This window comes from Clostridium sp. LIBA-8841 (assembly GCF_057782475.1).
In genome coordinates this window covers 2,584,072-2,599,294 of record NZ_CM173488.1, presented here as the reverse complement: position 1 = coordinate 2,599,294, position 15,223 = coordinate 2,584,072, and the positions used below count along the sequence as shown (strand labels likewise).

Sequence of the window (15,223 nt, the reverse complement as noted above, 5' to 3'; positions counted from 1 at the left end):
ATAATGATTTTATTATCAATTTTTTATATAATATAGTAAAATAGTATAATGAATATCTTTATGGATATGAAACGATTCATTTAATAATGAATGGAGGAAATATTATGAAAGTTGGATTAGTATTATCAGGCGGAGGAGGAAAAGGTGCATATGAATTAGGCGTTTGGAGAGCCCTAGTTGAAATGAACTTAGATAAATATATAAAAGTTATTTCTGGGACTTCTATAGGAGCGTTTAATGCAGCTTTATTTGCCCAAGGAGACATGGATAATGCTCAAGCTTTATGGGATGAAGTTACCATGGAGAAGTTAGTTCCTATGACTAAAATTGACTTATTAAAAAAGGGAGTAGCTTTAGCCTTAGGAGTAAAGAGTCTTAATTTTGTAAAAAAGCACATGTCAGATAAATTAGAAAATGGTGATTTCCCTAAGGATGGAGCTTACGAAGTTGTAAATAAATTTATAGATATAAACAAGGTTAAGGAATCAGGAAAAATATGTTATGCAGCGTGTACAGAATTACCAGATTGTAAGGTTAAATATTTTAGAATTAACGATTATGATGAAGAAGTAGGAAGAGAAATAATAATGGCATCTGCTTCATTACCTTTAATATATGATAGTTCAGAAGTTGAGGGAAAAAAATACTTAGATGGGGGAATGGTGGATAATACACCTATACAGCCTGTTTATGGGGAAGGTTGTGATTTAATTATTGTAGTACATCTATCTAAAGAAGGAGAAGTTGACAGAAGTCTCTATCCAAATGCTCAAATAATAGAGATTATTCCTAAGAGTTTAGATGATAGTATGATAAGTGGAACTTTAAACTTAGATATAGATGCAAAGAGATTAAGAGCTCAACAAGGATATGAAGATACAATGAATCTTCTAGGCCCTATAATTACTTTAGCTAAAAATAGCTTTGAAAGTGAAATGAATGAAAGAAATCCAATTCTATATAGATTGTTTAACAGTTTTAAAGATTTTAAAACAAAGTTTTCATCAAAGGATATAGTTAATAAATAATGTTAAAATATTGACAAAGTTTTCATATGTAAATAGAATAAAAGAAAAAATATATATGAAATGAGGGCTATAATGAAAAATTCTTTGGTGAAATCATTAAATGGTATGGGGATTGGATTATTTGCAACTCTTGTAGTTGGAACAATAATAGTTCAATTAGGTACATTAATAGACTTTGACTTATTTATAACTTTAGGTAGTTTTGCAAAAGTGTTTATGGGGGGAGCTATTGGAGCGGCAGTTGCTTACTTTTTAGAAGCATCTCCCTTAGTTATATTTTCATGTGTGGTTACTGGAAGTATAGGGGCTGGAGCAATAAAGTCCGTTGATGGGGCAATGATTTTAGGAGTTGGAGATCCTGCGGGGGCATATATAGCAGCTATTCTAACAGTCTTATTAGGAAAGCTAGTTGCAGGGAAAACTAAAGTGGACATACTATTAACTCCAATAGTCTGTATAATATTTGGAGGAATAGTTGGTCTTGGAATATCTCCAACAATATCACAATTTGTAGGGATTATTGGAGATTTAATCAATAGGGCAACAGAGATGCAACCCATATATATGGGAGCAATAATATCAACAATTATGGGACTTGTATTAGTTTCACCTATAAGTTCAGCGGCTTTGGCTACTAGCTTAGGATTAAATGGATTAGCAGCAGGGGCTGCCGTTGTAGGATGTTCTTGTCAAATGATAGGTTTCGCAGTTATTTCTTTTAAAGAAAATGGAGTAGAAGGACTTATAGCGCAAGGAATAGGTACAGCTAAAATACAATTTGGGAATGTTGTAAAAAATCCGTACATATTAATACCTACTGTTGTTTCAAGTTTTATCATAGGAATATTATCAACAACAGTATTTAAAATAACATCTAATAGCATTGGAGCAGGAATGGGAACTAGTGGATTAGTTGGCCAAATACAGACTGTTGCTATTATGGGAAAAGGAGCAATTCCATTAATACTTATTTCTCAAATTATTTTACCAGCACTAATATCTTTAATTATTGTTAAATTTTTAAGAAAAAAGAACTTAATAAAAGATGGAGATATGTTATTAGAAAAAATATAGTTAAATACAGTATAGTTATTTGAAAATAACTATACTGTATTTTTTTATTTATTTTATATTAAGTTAATTATAAGAAGAGAAAAAAAGGTTATTATAAAAATGAGTTACTTTAAAATATTAAATAGGGAATATTAAATGATAAAAATTATTTGCATAATAAGTAATAAAGAGAAAAAGAGAGGTTTTAAAAGTATTTTAAAGAAAAAGCAGGCAATAAAAGTTTTGACTATATAAGAAGTTTCTTATATAGTTATATTTAAGGTAAATTTAGTAATGAATATTTATTTAGAGTAGTATTTTGTTTGATTATTATTTTATGTGCTTTTTTATTTAAAGATTTAATAATTATAAAAAAAGAGAAAAGTTTTTCAGTTCATAAATAATACATAAATAGATGGTTTATTTATATAAGAGTAAATTTAATTTAGTGTATATAGACAGGGATAGTTCTAGGAGGAGAGAAATGATAAATTTAGATAAAGATTTGGTTAATGTTATAAAAAATGAAAAATTAGAAGATTACTTTGTAAAAGCTAATTTTGGTTTAGAAAAGGAGAATGTTAGAGTTACAGAGGACGGAAAATTAGCTTTGACACCTCATCCAAAAGCTTTTGGAGATAAAGATAGAAATCCATATATAAAAACAGACTTTTCAGAGAGCCAATTAGAAATGGTTACACCAGTTTGTAATACAATAGAAGATGTTTATAGCTTTATATCTAATTTGAATAAAGTAGTATCTTTAGAACTTATTAAAAATGGAGAATATCTATGGCCACAAAGTAATCCGCCTATTTTGCCAAATGAAGATGAAATACCAATAGCTAAACTTGCAAATAAAGAAGATGAATTATATAGAGAAAATCTTAGTAAAAGGTATGGAAAGAAAAAACAAGTAATAAGTGGCATACATTATAATTTTTCTTTTAAGGAAGAGTTTATGCAATTACTTTATAAAGAGCTTAAAGCAAAAGAAGATTTTAGAAGTTTTAAGGATAATATGTATCTTAGAATGACTAGAAACTTTCAAAAATATAACTGGTTGTTAATATATCTAACAGGAGCAAGTCCAGTTTTTCATGAAAGTTATATGGATGAAATTAAAGAAAACGGGGATAAGTTAGATTGTAATTCATATTACATAAAAGGAGATACATCCCTAAGAAATAGTTATTATGGATATAAGAATAAAAAAGATTTTTGTGTTTCATATAATAGTATAGAGCAATATGCTAATGATATTAGAAACTTAGTTAATGATAAAGAAATACAAAGTGCAAAGGAATATTATAATCCTATAAGATTAAAGTCTTTAGGAAGTAGTGATATGATTGGAAATTTATTAACTAAAGGTATTGATTATTTAGAAGTAAGACTTTTAGATTTAAATCCATTAAATCTTCAAGGAATAAGTAAAGAGACTCTTTATTTAGTTCATCTATTCATGATATATACTTTATTAAAAGAAAATCATAGCATTACTTGCAAAGAACAAAAAGAGTTCTTTAAAAATTATGAAATAGTAGCTGTTAGTGGTAGAAATGAAAATACAGTTATATATGAAAATGGAGTTCCTGTTCTATTAAAAGATAAGGGAAGAGAAATATTAAAAGAAATGAATGAAATTGTAGATTTATTATTTTCTAATAATAGAGAATTCAAAGAAGTAATAGAGAATTCTTTAGAAAAAATAAATAATTCTAAGAATACATTTTCAGAAGAACTTCTTGAAGATGTAAAAGAAGAAGGATATATAGCTTTTCATATGAGAAAAACTAAAGAATACCTAGAAGATTTTAAGAAAAAGGAGTTTAATTTAATTGGATATGAGGATTTAGAATTATCAACACAAATTTTAATATTAGATGCCATGAAAAGAGGAATTGAATTTAATGTAATGGATAGGTTAGAGAATTTTATTTCTCTTAGCAATGGAGAAAAGATTGAATATGTTAAACAGGCTACAAAAACCTCTGAGGATTCATATATAACTGCATTAATAATGGAAAATAAGTTAGTAACTAAGGAAATACTTAAAGAAAATAATATAAGGGTTCCTAAAGGAAAAAATTATGATGATATAGAGGAAGCTAAAAGAGATTTTAGACTTTTTAAAAATGAAAGAATAGTTATAAAGCCTAAATCAACTAATTTTGGATTAGGGATAAGTATATTTACAGGAAGCTATTCTAAAGAAGATTATGATAAGGCTATTGATATAGCTTTTAGAGAGGATAGTTCAATTCTTATAGAGGAGTTTATGACAGGAAAAGAATATAGATTTCTTGTAATAGGAGGAGAAGTGGTTGGAATACTTCATAGAGAGCCTGCCAATGTAATTGGAGATGGGGAAAGAAGTATAAGAGAACTTGTTTATGAAAAAAATAAAGATCCACTAAGAGGTAAAGGATATAAAACTCCTTTAGAAAAAATAAAATTAGGCGAAATAGAAGAGATGTTCTTAAAGAATCAAGGATTAAACTTTGATTATGTGCCTAAAGATGAAGAGAAGATTTATCTAAGAGAAAATTCTAATATAAGTACTGGTGGAGACAGCATAGACTTTACAGATAAAATACATGATAGTTATAAGAAGGTTGCACTAAAATCAGCTGAGGCTGTAAGAGCAGTAATAACTGGAGTTGATATGGTTATAGATGATATTAATGAGGAAGCAAGAGATGATAATCATGGAATAATAGAGCTTAATTTTAATCCTGCAATACATATTCATTGCTTCCCTTATAAAGGAACAAACAGAAAAGCTGGTGAAAAAATATTAGATTTACTTTTTAATTAACTCTTTAAGTTTGTAAATGCTTAATTTAGGAGGTGCTTAGTCTTTTATGGAAAACAAAAGTTTAGATATATTTAAGGCTTTATCAAGTCCAATTAGAGTTAAGATAATAGAGAAATTGTATGATGGACCAGTATGCGTTTGTAGGCTAAATGGAGAAATTGACTTTTCACAAGCAAATTTATCACAGCATCTAAAGATATTAAAGGATTCTGGAATTGTAGTTTCTGAAAAGAGAGGATTATATCAATACTATAGCTTGAAAAATGATAAGATAAAAAAAATAATGGATTTAGCAGATAGTATGTGCAAAAATGATTAGATAGAACATATCATTAAAAAATAAAACCTACATGTTTTAAAAATATGTAGGTTTTATTTTTATTATATTTTATTACTTTCATATATTTCAATTATTTCATTAAATAAATCAACATCATCGATTGAATTATATAAATCACCATCTTTTATGTCATAAGTATATTCAAGCACAAATTGTTGTCCACTTAGTACTTCTTTTATGATTCTAAAACGCTTGTCTATATCTAACATTTCTACTTCACAAAGTATTTCAAGAGGTTCATTTTCTTTAGTTTCACTATTGTATTGCTGTTTTATAAAGTTTTTAAATACTATTAGGTTAGTATTTTTTTTATCACAATAATTAACTTTACCAGTTTTATTACATGATACACATGGGTTAAAGCCGCATTCTCTTATGCATTTTACACATAAGCATTCTGAACATACAAATATTTTCTCAAGAGCATCCTTATATGTTTTTTTGAAGTCTTCACATTCTTTTATAATTCCATTATCTTTAGATTTATTAAGGAATGATAGGAAAGATTTCTTTTCAGGTAATTCTCTAGAAACTTTATCTAGTAAATCATTATATTTTTTTAATATTTTTATGTTTTTATAATAAGCTCTTTCTTTTAAAGTAGAATCCTCGCTTAATTCTTCAATATCATCTAGAACAAATACCAATTGACTATATAGATTACCATAGGTAGTTTTTTCTTTATCTAAAAATTCTTTTGCATTCATTTGTTATACTCCTTCCCCATATTATGTAATACATATTTATAATATCATAAAGTATCAAAGAATTATAAAAAAGAATTATGAATTTATAATCTTAAAATACACAAATTTAAATAATTAATTTATAATGATGGCATATGTTGAGATTAGGGGGTAAGAGGGTGAATAAACATAAATGTTATAAACAATTAATTATGTTTTTTATATCTCTTTTCTTTTTAGTTGGGTGTTTTAATATTTCTCCAATTAAAAATGTTAATGCAGAAACTTTTGGTATAGAAAATAATAGTGTAAAGACTAGTACATCATCAAGTAATAAATCATCAGAAAGTAGCTCTGAAAGTTCAAGTAAGAGTAGTTCATCAAGCGATAAAAAAAAGAGTCAAGGAAATAGTAATTATTCAACCACAGATAAATTTAATAGTAAGGCACCGGCGGATTCTTCAAAAAGTCCTTCTGGAAGCAATAATCAAAAAAGTGATAATAAATCAAAAAGCGATAATAAATCAAAGAGTGATGATAAATCAAAAAATAGTAGTTCTAAGAATGGACAAGATTCAAATAAGAAGAGTACCCAGGGAAACAGCAATTATTCTACAACGGATAAATTTAATAGTAAGGCACCAGCCAGCTCTTCAAAGAGTTCTTCTGAAAGCAATAAATCAAAAAGTGATAATAAATCAAATAGTAGTAGTTCAAAGAGTGAACAAGACTCAAAAGAAAAGAGCACACAGAAGAACAACAATTATTCTACTACGGATAAATTTAATAGCAAGGCACCAAATTATGCCTCAAAGAGTTCTTCAGAAAGTAATGAGTCAAAAAGCGACAATGAATCAAGCAGCAGTTCAAATAGTGAACAGGAATCAAAAGACACTGAGGGAGAGGTAAGTTATTCTAATAAGAACTATAATAGTGGTAGTTCAGGTTTTTTTAATATGTTTATAAAAACAGTATTTAAAGGTATGGGAATAATTTTTGTAATACTAGTATTAATAGGGCTTATAATAAAAAAAAGAAATAAATAATTAAAATTGGAAGTTATGAACTAAATTAAAAAGAAGAGTGATTATAATAGATTTTAATATAAAGTCGGCAAAGGTGGTAATAATATGGGGATATTTAATAGAATTTCAAACATGATTAAGGCTAAGACTAATTCAACTTTAGATGAAATGGAAAATCCAATAGAATTGTTGGATCAAAAAATAAGAGATATGGAGAAAGCTTTTAATGAAGCAAAAAGATCTTCAGCTCAAATATTTGGTAATTTAAAAGATACTGAAAAGAAAATGAACCAAGCAAAAGAAGATTCAGCTCAATACGATGAAAAAGTAAGACTAGCTATGAGTAAGGATAATGAAGAATTAGCTAAAAAAGCTTTAAAACTTAAACTTGATAGTGACAAGAAGTTTACTTCTTTAAAAGAAAGTTATGAAGGTCAAAAAGCTAAAGCTGAAGTTTTGAAAAGTAAGTTAGTTGAATTAGAAAAAGAATTAGACAAGACAAGAAGTTACAGAGATGAAGCAGTTGCTAGATTAAATAATGCTGAGGCTTCAAAACAAATCAATGAAGTAATTGCAAATGTTAAAAGTAAGAGTAACTCAATTAATGTTGATGATATAGAAAGAAGTATTTCAAGAAAAGAAAGTTATGCAGCAGGATTAGAAGAATTAAAGGGTGAAAGCTTAGATGATGAGTTTGCTAAGTTAGAAGAGTTAAGTTTAGATGATGAGTTAAATAAATACAAAACTTCAAGTTCAGAAGTAAATGAATCAGTAGATTCAGAGTTGGGTTCAGAATTAGAAAAATATAAAAATTAATAAGGTTAGATTTAATCAGAGAAGGGCATGACTTTCTCTGATTTTTTTATCTAAAGATTCTTTTATACTCATTTGTTATACTTTTTTACAATATTATATAATATTATGGATTACCAAAGAATTATTAATTTGTAATCTTAAAATATACAAATTTTAATAATTAATTTATAATAATGATATATGTTGAGTTTAAGGAGGGTAAGAGGGTGAAGAAAAATAATCGGTATAAACAATTAATTGTATTTTTTATATCTCTTTTCTTTTTAGTTGGCTGTTTTAATATTTCTCCAATTAAAAAGGTTAAAGCAGAAACTTTTGGTATAGAAAATACTATTGCAAAAGGCAGTAAATCATCAGGAAGTAGATCAAGAAGTTCAAGTAAAAGTTCAAGTAAGAGCAGCTCTTATAATTCAACTAAGAAATATTCTAAACCAAGTAGTTCATCAAGTGACAAGAAAAAAAGTCAAGGAAATAGTAATTATTCGACTACAGATAAGTTTAATAATTCTTCCTCAGGAAGTAGTTCAGGTAGCGTAGAAAGTGGACAAGGATCAAAAGACTCTAAAGAAAATAGTACACAGGGAAATAGTAATTATTCTACTACTGATAAATTTAATAATAAGGCACCCAATGATTCCTCGGAAAGTTCTTCAGAAAGCAATAAATCAAAAAGCGATAGTGAATCGAAAAGTAATAGTTCAGATAAAAGTTATAGGGGCAATAAATCAGGAGGATTCGACTTTTTTGATATGCTTATGCTAAATAATATAATGAATATGCTTGGAAACATGTTTAGTTTTATGTTTATAAGAAGACCACTTGTAGGTATTGGAACAATTTTATTAATAGTATTATTAATAGTATTATTAAGAAGAAAAAGAAGGTAATTAAAATTAATAATTATGACATGAAATTGTAAAGAAGAGAGAGTATAATAAATTTTAATAAAAAGTCGGTAAAGGTGGTAATAATATGGGAGTATTTAATAGAATTTCTAATATGATAAAGGCTAAGACTAATTCAGCTTTAGATGAAATGGAAAATCCAGTAGAGCTGTTAGATCAAAAAATAAGAGATATGGAGAAGTCTTTTAATGAAGCAAAAAGATCTTCAGCTCAAATATTTGGTAATTTAAAAGAGACTGAAAAGAAAATGAATCAAGCAAAAGAAGATTCAGCTCAATATGATGAGAAAGTAAGACTAGCTATGAGTAAGGGAAATGAAGAATTAGCTAAAAAAGCTTTAAGACTTAAATTAGATAGCGATAAGAAATTTGCTTCTTTAAAAGAAAATTATGAAGGGCAAAAAGCTAAGGCTGAAGTTCTAAAAAATAAGCTAACAGAATTAGAAAAAGAATTAGACAAGACAAGAAGTTACAGAGATGAAGCAGTTGCTAGATTAAATAATGCTGAGGCTTCAAAACAAATCAATGAAGTAATAGCAAATGTTCAAAGCAAGAGTAACTCAATTAATATTGATGATATAGAAAGAAAAATTTCAAAAAAGGAAAGCTATGCAGCAGGTTTAGAAGAATTAAAGGGTGAAAGTTTAGATGATGAGTTTGCTAAGTTAGAAGAGTTAAGCTTAGATGATGAGTTAAATAAATACAGAACTTCAAGCCCAGAATCAAATAAATCAGCAGATACAGAGTTAGATTCAGAATTAGAAAAATATAAAAATCAATAAAATTAGATTTAATCAGGGAAAGCAGTGTCTTTCTCTGATTTTTTATTAGTTTTAAAGTTAGTAATAAATTTTTAGTAAAGTATAGGAAAAGAATATATAAGCTCTTTAAAGTTTTTATTTAGGGCAATAGTTTAAGGGGATTAATTACAAGTAGTTAAAAAATAAAAGATGAGAAAAAATAGAAAAAGCTATAAAGCAAGAGTAAATTATATTAGTTTGTAGCTATTTTTATTTAATAGCTGTATATTAGGTTGCAAATGATTGATTAAAGAATAAAGGCTATATAAAATTTAATTTAGAAAGGGGAGAGGTAAATGAATTATAAGTTAGTTTGTATAGATATGGATGGTACACTTTTAAATTCAAAGCATAAAGTAAGTGAGAAAAATAAAGAGGCTTTAAAAAAGGCTATTAAAAAAGGAGTACATATTGCTATATCAACAGGAAGGGTTTTCCCTTCAGCAAGGATATATGGAAATATAATTGGGGTTAATGCGCCATTAATATGTTCAAATGGGTCATATATAAAAGATAAAAATACAGAGGAAGTTATTTTTAAATCAACATTAGATAGAGAAACTTATTTTAAAATATGTGATATCATAAAAAAATATAAATTTTTAGCGTATGTGGATTCTACTGATGGATTAATAGCAGACACTGAAATTCCAGAGGATGATAGTCATAGACTTATGAATAGTTGGGTAGATGAAGAAGAAAAGATAAAATTTTATAAGTATGATGATTTAAAGGATGCTTATGATGAGCATGGTGAAAATATACTAAAGTTCATAATAATAAAGCAAGAAGATGGAGTTGGAATAGAAGCTGCAAAAGATGAGTTTGAAAGCTTAGAGGGTGTAGATTTAGTCTATGCTTCCTGGGGGGGATGCATAGAAATTATGAAAAAAGGGACTTCTAAGGGGAGTGCAGTTAAAGCACTTGCAGATAAGTTAGGAATAAAAATTGAAGATGTAATATGCATTGGCGACAGTGGAAATGATGTATCTATGTTAGAAGAGGCCGGGTTAGCTGTAGTTATGGGAAATGCTCCTGATTTTATAAAGAAATATGGAGATTATATAACAGATACAAATGAAAATGATGGTGTTGCTAAAGCAATAGAAAAGTTTATTTTAAGTTAAATTTCATAGGTATTTTAAAATTTTTTATAATTAGATTATATTAGATATGTTATAATCTAATAAAAAATAAAAGGGGTGTTTAGGATGTTTAAAAAAATAGCATCAGATGCATTAGGATTAAGTGACATAGGAAAGGTTATAAGTCCAAAAGATTATGATAAGGTTGATTCAGATGATTATATAATGCATGAAGATGGAGAGGAAATATACTTCTTAATAAAATCTAAATCAGATGAATATTGTTTTACTAACAAGGCGCTAATACATGTAGATGGAGCTAATGCTGTTAGTAAAAAGAGAAACTTATATAGATATGAATACTATTTAAATAACATAGGAAATGTATCTTTAGAAACAGCTGGAACTGTAGATTTAGATGTTGAAATTAAGTTTTCTATAGGAGAAAAATATTTTTCAATAGATGTTGATAAAAAACAATTGGAGCAATTAAAAGATTTATATAAGGCTCTAATAAAAATATCACAAATTAAAGCAGAAAATGCTATAAGATTAGAACATAGCACTCAAACACTTCAAATTGCCGCACAAGTAATGGGAAGCAACAGGGTTGAAAATAGCAATATAGGTAATGATTTTAAACAAATTAATGAATATGCTTTCGATTGGATATCAAAGGCTAGGGAAGCTTTTATAGTTAAAGATTTTGGAGAGATTTTTCAAAAGTATATTAACAATTAAAAGGTTTATATTATAATACAGTTTTTAATGCGGTTGTATCAGAACTTTAAATAACAAAACTTATAAATAGTATGAAGAGAATATATAGATAAATTCTTAGTGAAATCTAGCAATTCTCGGAATATATTTATAAGTTTTATTTTAAGTTAGTTTTAATACAACTCTTTTTTATTTTAAATTACTTAATAAAGAAAATAATTATCTTACAAAAATAAAAAAAAATGGTTTGACATATTATATTTAAAGTTATTAAATAAATTTATGGGCAATAATATAATTAAAAATACATATAGGAAAGGATGATAATATGTTTAGTTTTACTTTTGATGAAAAAGAATATAATTTATCAGAGGATAAGTTAATTTATTTCTTTAATGAAGATGTAGATGATTTTGATATAGATAAACTTTTTGAAATTCTAAATAACAGTGAGAAAGTTAGTTTTGGAAAGGCTTATTATGATGGACCTTGTGAAGAATGTAAATTTGGATTAGATGAAAAAATAAAGAGCTTTCCTTTTTTAGAATTTAATATGTTTATCTACACTAAAAATGGAAAGTTTGTAATAAGTAATATAGAAAAATCTTATGAAGGACTTACATATAACAAGTTATTAAGAGCCAAGAAAGTTGATAAAAGCTATTTGCTTAATATAAATGTTTGTAAAAACTGTGGGAATTTCGCTGTTGAAGTTGAAGAACTTGATGTATAGTAATTAATATAATTGGTATGTATTTTTAAGTTGTAAAAAAGAGAACTTAAGAATACATACCAATTTTTTGTTTTGGAAAATTTAATTATATAGAAACAAATTGATAGCTTATTTGACATAAAATAAAAAGCTTTAGATGGTATAATTTAATGCATATGACTAATAAAAATGAGAAAGGGGAATGAATAAATGAGTTTATTAAAAAAAGTCAGCAAGATAGTTGTAGGAGTTACAATGTCATCTTTATTGTTGATTGGATGTGGAGGAGAAGGAAAAAAGTCACAGGAGCCTATATCGGAAGATAAGTTACCAGTTGCAACTATAGAGGTTAAGAACTTTGGAACCATAGAGGCTGAACTATATCCTAATAAAGCACCTAACACTGTAAATAACTTCATAAGTTTAGCAAACAGTGGGTTTTATGATGGATTAACAATTCATAGAATAGTTAAGGGATTTGTTCTTCAAGGAGGAGATCCAAATGGAACAGGAACAGGAGGACCAGGATATTCAATAAAGGGAGAATTTTCATCTAATGGAGTAGAAAATGATACAAAGCATGATGAAGGGGTTCTTTCTATGGCAAGATCTCAAAATCCAGACAGTGCAGGAAGTCAATTTTTTATTGTTACTGAAGAGGCTCCTCATTTAGATGGTCAATATGCTGCTTTTGGAAAGGTTACTAAAGGATTAGATGTTGTACATGAAATAGAGAAGGTATCAGTAGGACCAAATGATAAACCTGTTGAGGATGTTGTTATAGAGTCAATTAAAGTAGATACAAAGGGAATAGAGTACAAAGAGCCGGAAAAGGTTAAATAATTACCTTGTGTTTTATGTGAATATTGATTTTTAGCGATATCTTTAAATCTATCTAAAAATCAAAAATAAGTTAATAATTAAAATGGTTTTTTAGTATATTGGAATTTATAGAATCTTAGTGTAAAATTATGTGTGAACATATGTTTGCATGGAGGCTTTATGAAGGAAGATAGAAAGATAATTCATATAGATATGGATGCTTTTTATGCATCTATTGAACAAAGAGATAATCCTACATTTAAAGGGAAACCATTAATCGTAGGAGGAGATCCAAATAGAAGAGGTGTAGTTGCAACTTGTTCCTATGAAGCTAGAAAATATGGGATACATTCAGCTATGCCCTCTTTAACTGCATATAAGTTATGCCCTAAAGCTATTTTTATAAGACCTAGAATGGATGTTTATAAGAAAGTTTCTAGGAAAGTTATGAATATTTTACATGAGTATTCAGAGCTTGTTGAACCTTTATCCTTTGATGAGGCTTTTATAGATGTTACAAAAAGTAAAAAATGTAAGGGTTCAGCAACATTAATAGCTCTTGAAATAAAAGAAAGAATATTTAAAGAAATAGGGCTTACAGCTTCAGCAGGAGTTTCTTTTAATAAGTTTTTAGCTAAGATGGCATCAGATTATAAAAAGCCTAATGGTATAACGGTTATAACTAAAGATAAAGCAGATGAGTTTATAAGGAATTTACCTATAGGAAAATTTTTTGGAGTTGGAAGAGTTACTAAAAATAAATTGAATAATATAGGTGTTTTTAAGGGAGAGGACTTACTAAAATTTTCAGAGGAAGAGTTAATTGAAATATTTAGTGAACGAGGAAAGATACTATATGAGTTTGCAAGAGGAATAGACAATAGGTCTGTAAATCCATATAGAATTAGAAAATCTATTGGTAAAGAAATTACTTTAAGAGAAGACCTTGAGGATGAAGAGGAAATGATACAAATTTTAGAAGGAATAGCAGAGCGAGTTCAAGATAATTTAAGTCTATTAAATAAAAAAGGAAAGACAGTAACCTTGAAAATTAAATTTAGTGACTTTAAACATATAACTAGAAGTATTACCTTAGAACATTTCATAAAGAAAAAAGATGAAATAATGGGTCTTATTAAAGAGCTTATGAGTTTAGTGGATTTTAAAAATAAGAAGGTAAGGTTATTAGGAATAACAATATCCTCTTTAGAAGAAAATATTCTAATGGAAGAAAGCGAACAGTTAAGTTTTGATGTTTAGACAGTTTATTAACTATATGAAAACAAACCTTAATAATATGGAAATTATTAAAATAAATAGTATAATAATCTTTATAATTTATATTAATAATATCTATATTTGAGGATATTAATTTAGAATGGAGAGGAATTAATGAACTATATACTTTTAATAATCGGATTTGTTTTACTTATTAAAGGTGCAGACCTTTTCGTTGATGGAGCTTCTGGTATAGCTAAGAAGTTAGGGGTTCCAGCCGTTATTATTGGACTTACTATTGTATCCTTAGGAACCAGTGCACCAGAGCTTGCAGTGAGTATATCAGCTGCATTAAAAGGTAGCAATGATATTACTATGGGAAATGTTTTAGGTTCAAATATATTCAATCTTTTAGCTGCTTTAGGATGTACTGCAATCGTAGCTCCTTTAGCAATAAAAAAATGTGTAATTAAAAATGATTTTATCGTAAATATAATAGCAACATTTATTTTATACATATTTGCTTTTACTGGATTAATTGGAAGTAAAGAGATTTTATCAAGAACAGATGGTGCTATATTGGTTCTAATGTGTATAACATATATAGGATATTTAGTTTACACTGTTAAAAGATGCAATGATAGAAATAATGAGGCAGCAGTTACTGCAGAAATAGAAGAGTTTGAAGAGGAAAATATAAAATCATCTAATAGTACTGGAAAGAATGTTCTTCTATCAATAATAGGAGTCATTGGTATAGTGTTAGGTGGAAAAGTGGTTGTTGATTCAGCTACTGCTATTGCTTTAGGATTAGGGTTAAGTGAAAAATTAGTTGGATTAACTATTGTAGCCATAGGAACTTCTCTTCCAGAACTTGTGACTTCTTTAGTTGCAGCTAAAAAAGGAGAAAATGATATAGCTCTTGGTAATATACTAGGATCTAATACATTCAATATATTATTAATACTAGGAGTATCATCTTTAATAAGTCCTATATCTATAGCAGCAAGTTTATCAGTAGATTTAATGTTTCTTATAGGTATAACATTATTTATAGGAGCTTTAATTTTCTTAAATAAGAAAAAAGAAAAAATACTAACTAGATATGAAGGATTATTGCTTGTAGCCCTTTATGTTAGTTATACTGTATATATAATAATGAGAAATTAATTTTAATAACTGTCTTTATATAA

General features: G+C 27.5%; 15 protein-coding genes. 14 read left to right on the top strand and 1 reads right to left on the bottom strand.

Features of this window, described 5'->3' with window-relative positions:
• Window positions 1-104: 104 nt before the first annotated feature.
• The 4 genes from AC2A4K_RS11210 to AC2A4K_RS11195 all read left to right on the top strand — a co-directional run bounded on the left by AC2A4K_RS11210 (window position 105) and on the right by AC2A4K_RS11195 (window position 5,221).
• Window positions 105-1,028 (top strand): patatin-like phospholipase family protein, encoded by a 924-nt coding sequence (locus tag AC2A4K_RS11210; protein WP_322502577.1) that lies wholly within the window; start codon window positions 105-107, stop codon window positions 1,026-1,028.
• A 72-nt stretch (window positions 1,029-1,100) separates the two neighbouring features.
• Entirely contained in the window at window positions 1,101-2,102 is a 1,002-nt protein-coding gene (locus AC2A4K_RS11205; protein ID WP_322502576.1) for a PTS sugar transporter subunit IIC, read from the top strand.
• A 463-nt stretch (window positions 2,103-2,565) separates the two neighbouring features.
• Window positions 2,566-4,902, top strand: coding sequence for a bifunctional glutamate--cysteine ligase GshA/glutathione synthetase GshB (gene gshAB / locus AC2A4K_RS11200; RefSeq protein WP_322502575.1), 2,337 nt, complete (start codon window positions 2,566-2,568; stop codon window positions 4,900-4,902).
• Window positions 4,903-4,948: 46 nt separating this feature from the next.
• Window positions 4,949-5,221, top strand: a complete 273-nt coding sequence (locus AC2A4K_RS11195; RefSeq protein WP_322502574.1) for an ArsR/SmtB family transcription factor — start codon at window positions 4,949-4,951, stop codon at window positions 5,219-5,221.
• Window positions 5,222-5,283: 62 nt separating this feature from the next.
• On the opposite strand, the gene AC2A4K_RS11190 is transcribed toward AC2A4K_RS11195, so the two are convergent.
• Window positions 5,284-5,949, bottom strand: coding sequence for a hypothetical protein (locus AC2A4K_RS11190; RefSeq protein WP_322502573.1), 666 nt, complete (start codon window positions 5,947-5,949; stop codon window positions 5,284-5,286).
• Between the two features lie 158 nt (window positions 5,950-6,107).
• Here AC2A4K_RS11190 and AC2A4K_RS11185 point away from each other — a divergent pair, with 158 nt between their 5' ends.
• The 10 genes from AC2A4K_RS11185 to AC2A4K_RS11140 all read left to right on the top strand — a co-directional run bounded on the left by AC2A4K_RS11185 (window position 6,108) and on the right by AC2A4K_RS11140 (window position 15,200).
• On the top strand, window positions 6,108-6,974 hold the full coding sequence (locus tag AC2A4K_RS11185) for a hypothetical protein (protein WP_322502572.1): 867 nt from the start codon (window positions 6,108-6,110) through the stop codon (window positions 6,972-6,974).
• 84 nt (window positions 6,975-7,058) lie between these two features.
• A complete protein-coding gene (locus AC2A4K_RS11180; RefSeq protein ID WP_322502571.1) occupies window positions 7,059-7,769 on the top strand; it encodes a PspA/IM30 family protein in 711 nt (236 codons plus the stop codon).
• A gap of 206 nt (window positions 7,770-7,975) precedes the next feature.
• A complete protein-coding gene (locus AC2A4K_RS11175) occupies window positions 7,976-8,656 on the top strand; it encodes a hypothetical protein (RefSeq protein ID WP_322502570.1) in 681 nt (226 codons plus the stop codon).
• A gap of 85 nt (window positions 8,657-8,741) precedes the next feature.
• Window positions 8,742-9,455, top strand: a complete 714-nt coding sequence (locus AC2A4K_RS11170) for a PspA/IM30 family protein (RefSeq protein ID WP_322502569.1) — start codon at window positions 8,742-8,744, stop codon at window positions 9,453-9,455.
• Between the two features lie 314 nt (window positions 9,456-9,769).
• Window positions 9,770-10,600: a Cof-type HAD-IIB family hydrolase gene (locus tag AC2A4K_RS11165; protein WP_322502568.1), complete on the top strand. Its 831-nt coding sequence runs from the start codon at window positions 9,770-9,772 to the stop codon at window positions 10,598-10,600.
• Between the two features lie 84 nt (window positions 10,601-10,684).
• Entirely contained in the window at window positions 10,685-11,299 is a 615-nt protein-coding gene (locus AC2A4K_RS11160; protein ID WP_322502567.1) for a PH domain-containing protein, read from the top strand.
• Between the two features lie 307 nt (window positions 11,300-11,606).
• On the top strand, window positions 11,607-12,011 hold the full coding sequence (locus AC2A4K_RS11155) for a DUF3785 family protein (protein WP_322502566.1): 405 nt from the start codon (window positions 11,607-11,609) through the stop codon (window positions 12,009-12,011).
• A 189-nt stretch (window positions 12,012-12,200) separates the two neighbouring features.
• Window positions 12,201-12,833, top strand: coding sequence for a peptidylprolyl isomerase (locus tag AC2A4K_RS11150; RefSeq protein ID WP_322502565.1), 633 nt, complete (start codon window positions 12,201-12,203; stop codon window positions 12,831-12,833).
• A 159-nt stretch (window positions 12,834-12,992) separates the two neighbouring features.
• Window positions 12,993-14,072, top strand: coding sequence for a DNA polymerase IV (dinB, locus tag AC2A4K_RS11145; protein WP_322502564.1), 1,080 nt, complete (start codon window positions 12,993-12,995; stop codon window positions 14,070-14,072).
• Between the two features lie 132 nt (window positions 14,073-14,204).
• The gene (locus AC2A4K_RS11140) at window positions 14,205-15,200 is read left to right on the top strand and encodes a calcium/sodium antiporter (protein ID WP_322502563.1); all 996 of its coding nucleotides are present in this window, start codon (window positions 14,205-14,207) and stop codon (window positions 15,198-15,200) included.
• Window positions 15,201-15,223 lie beyond the last annotated feature (23 nt).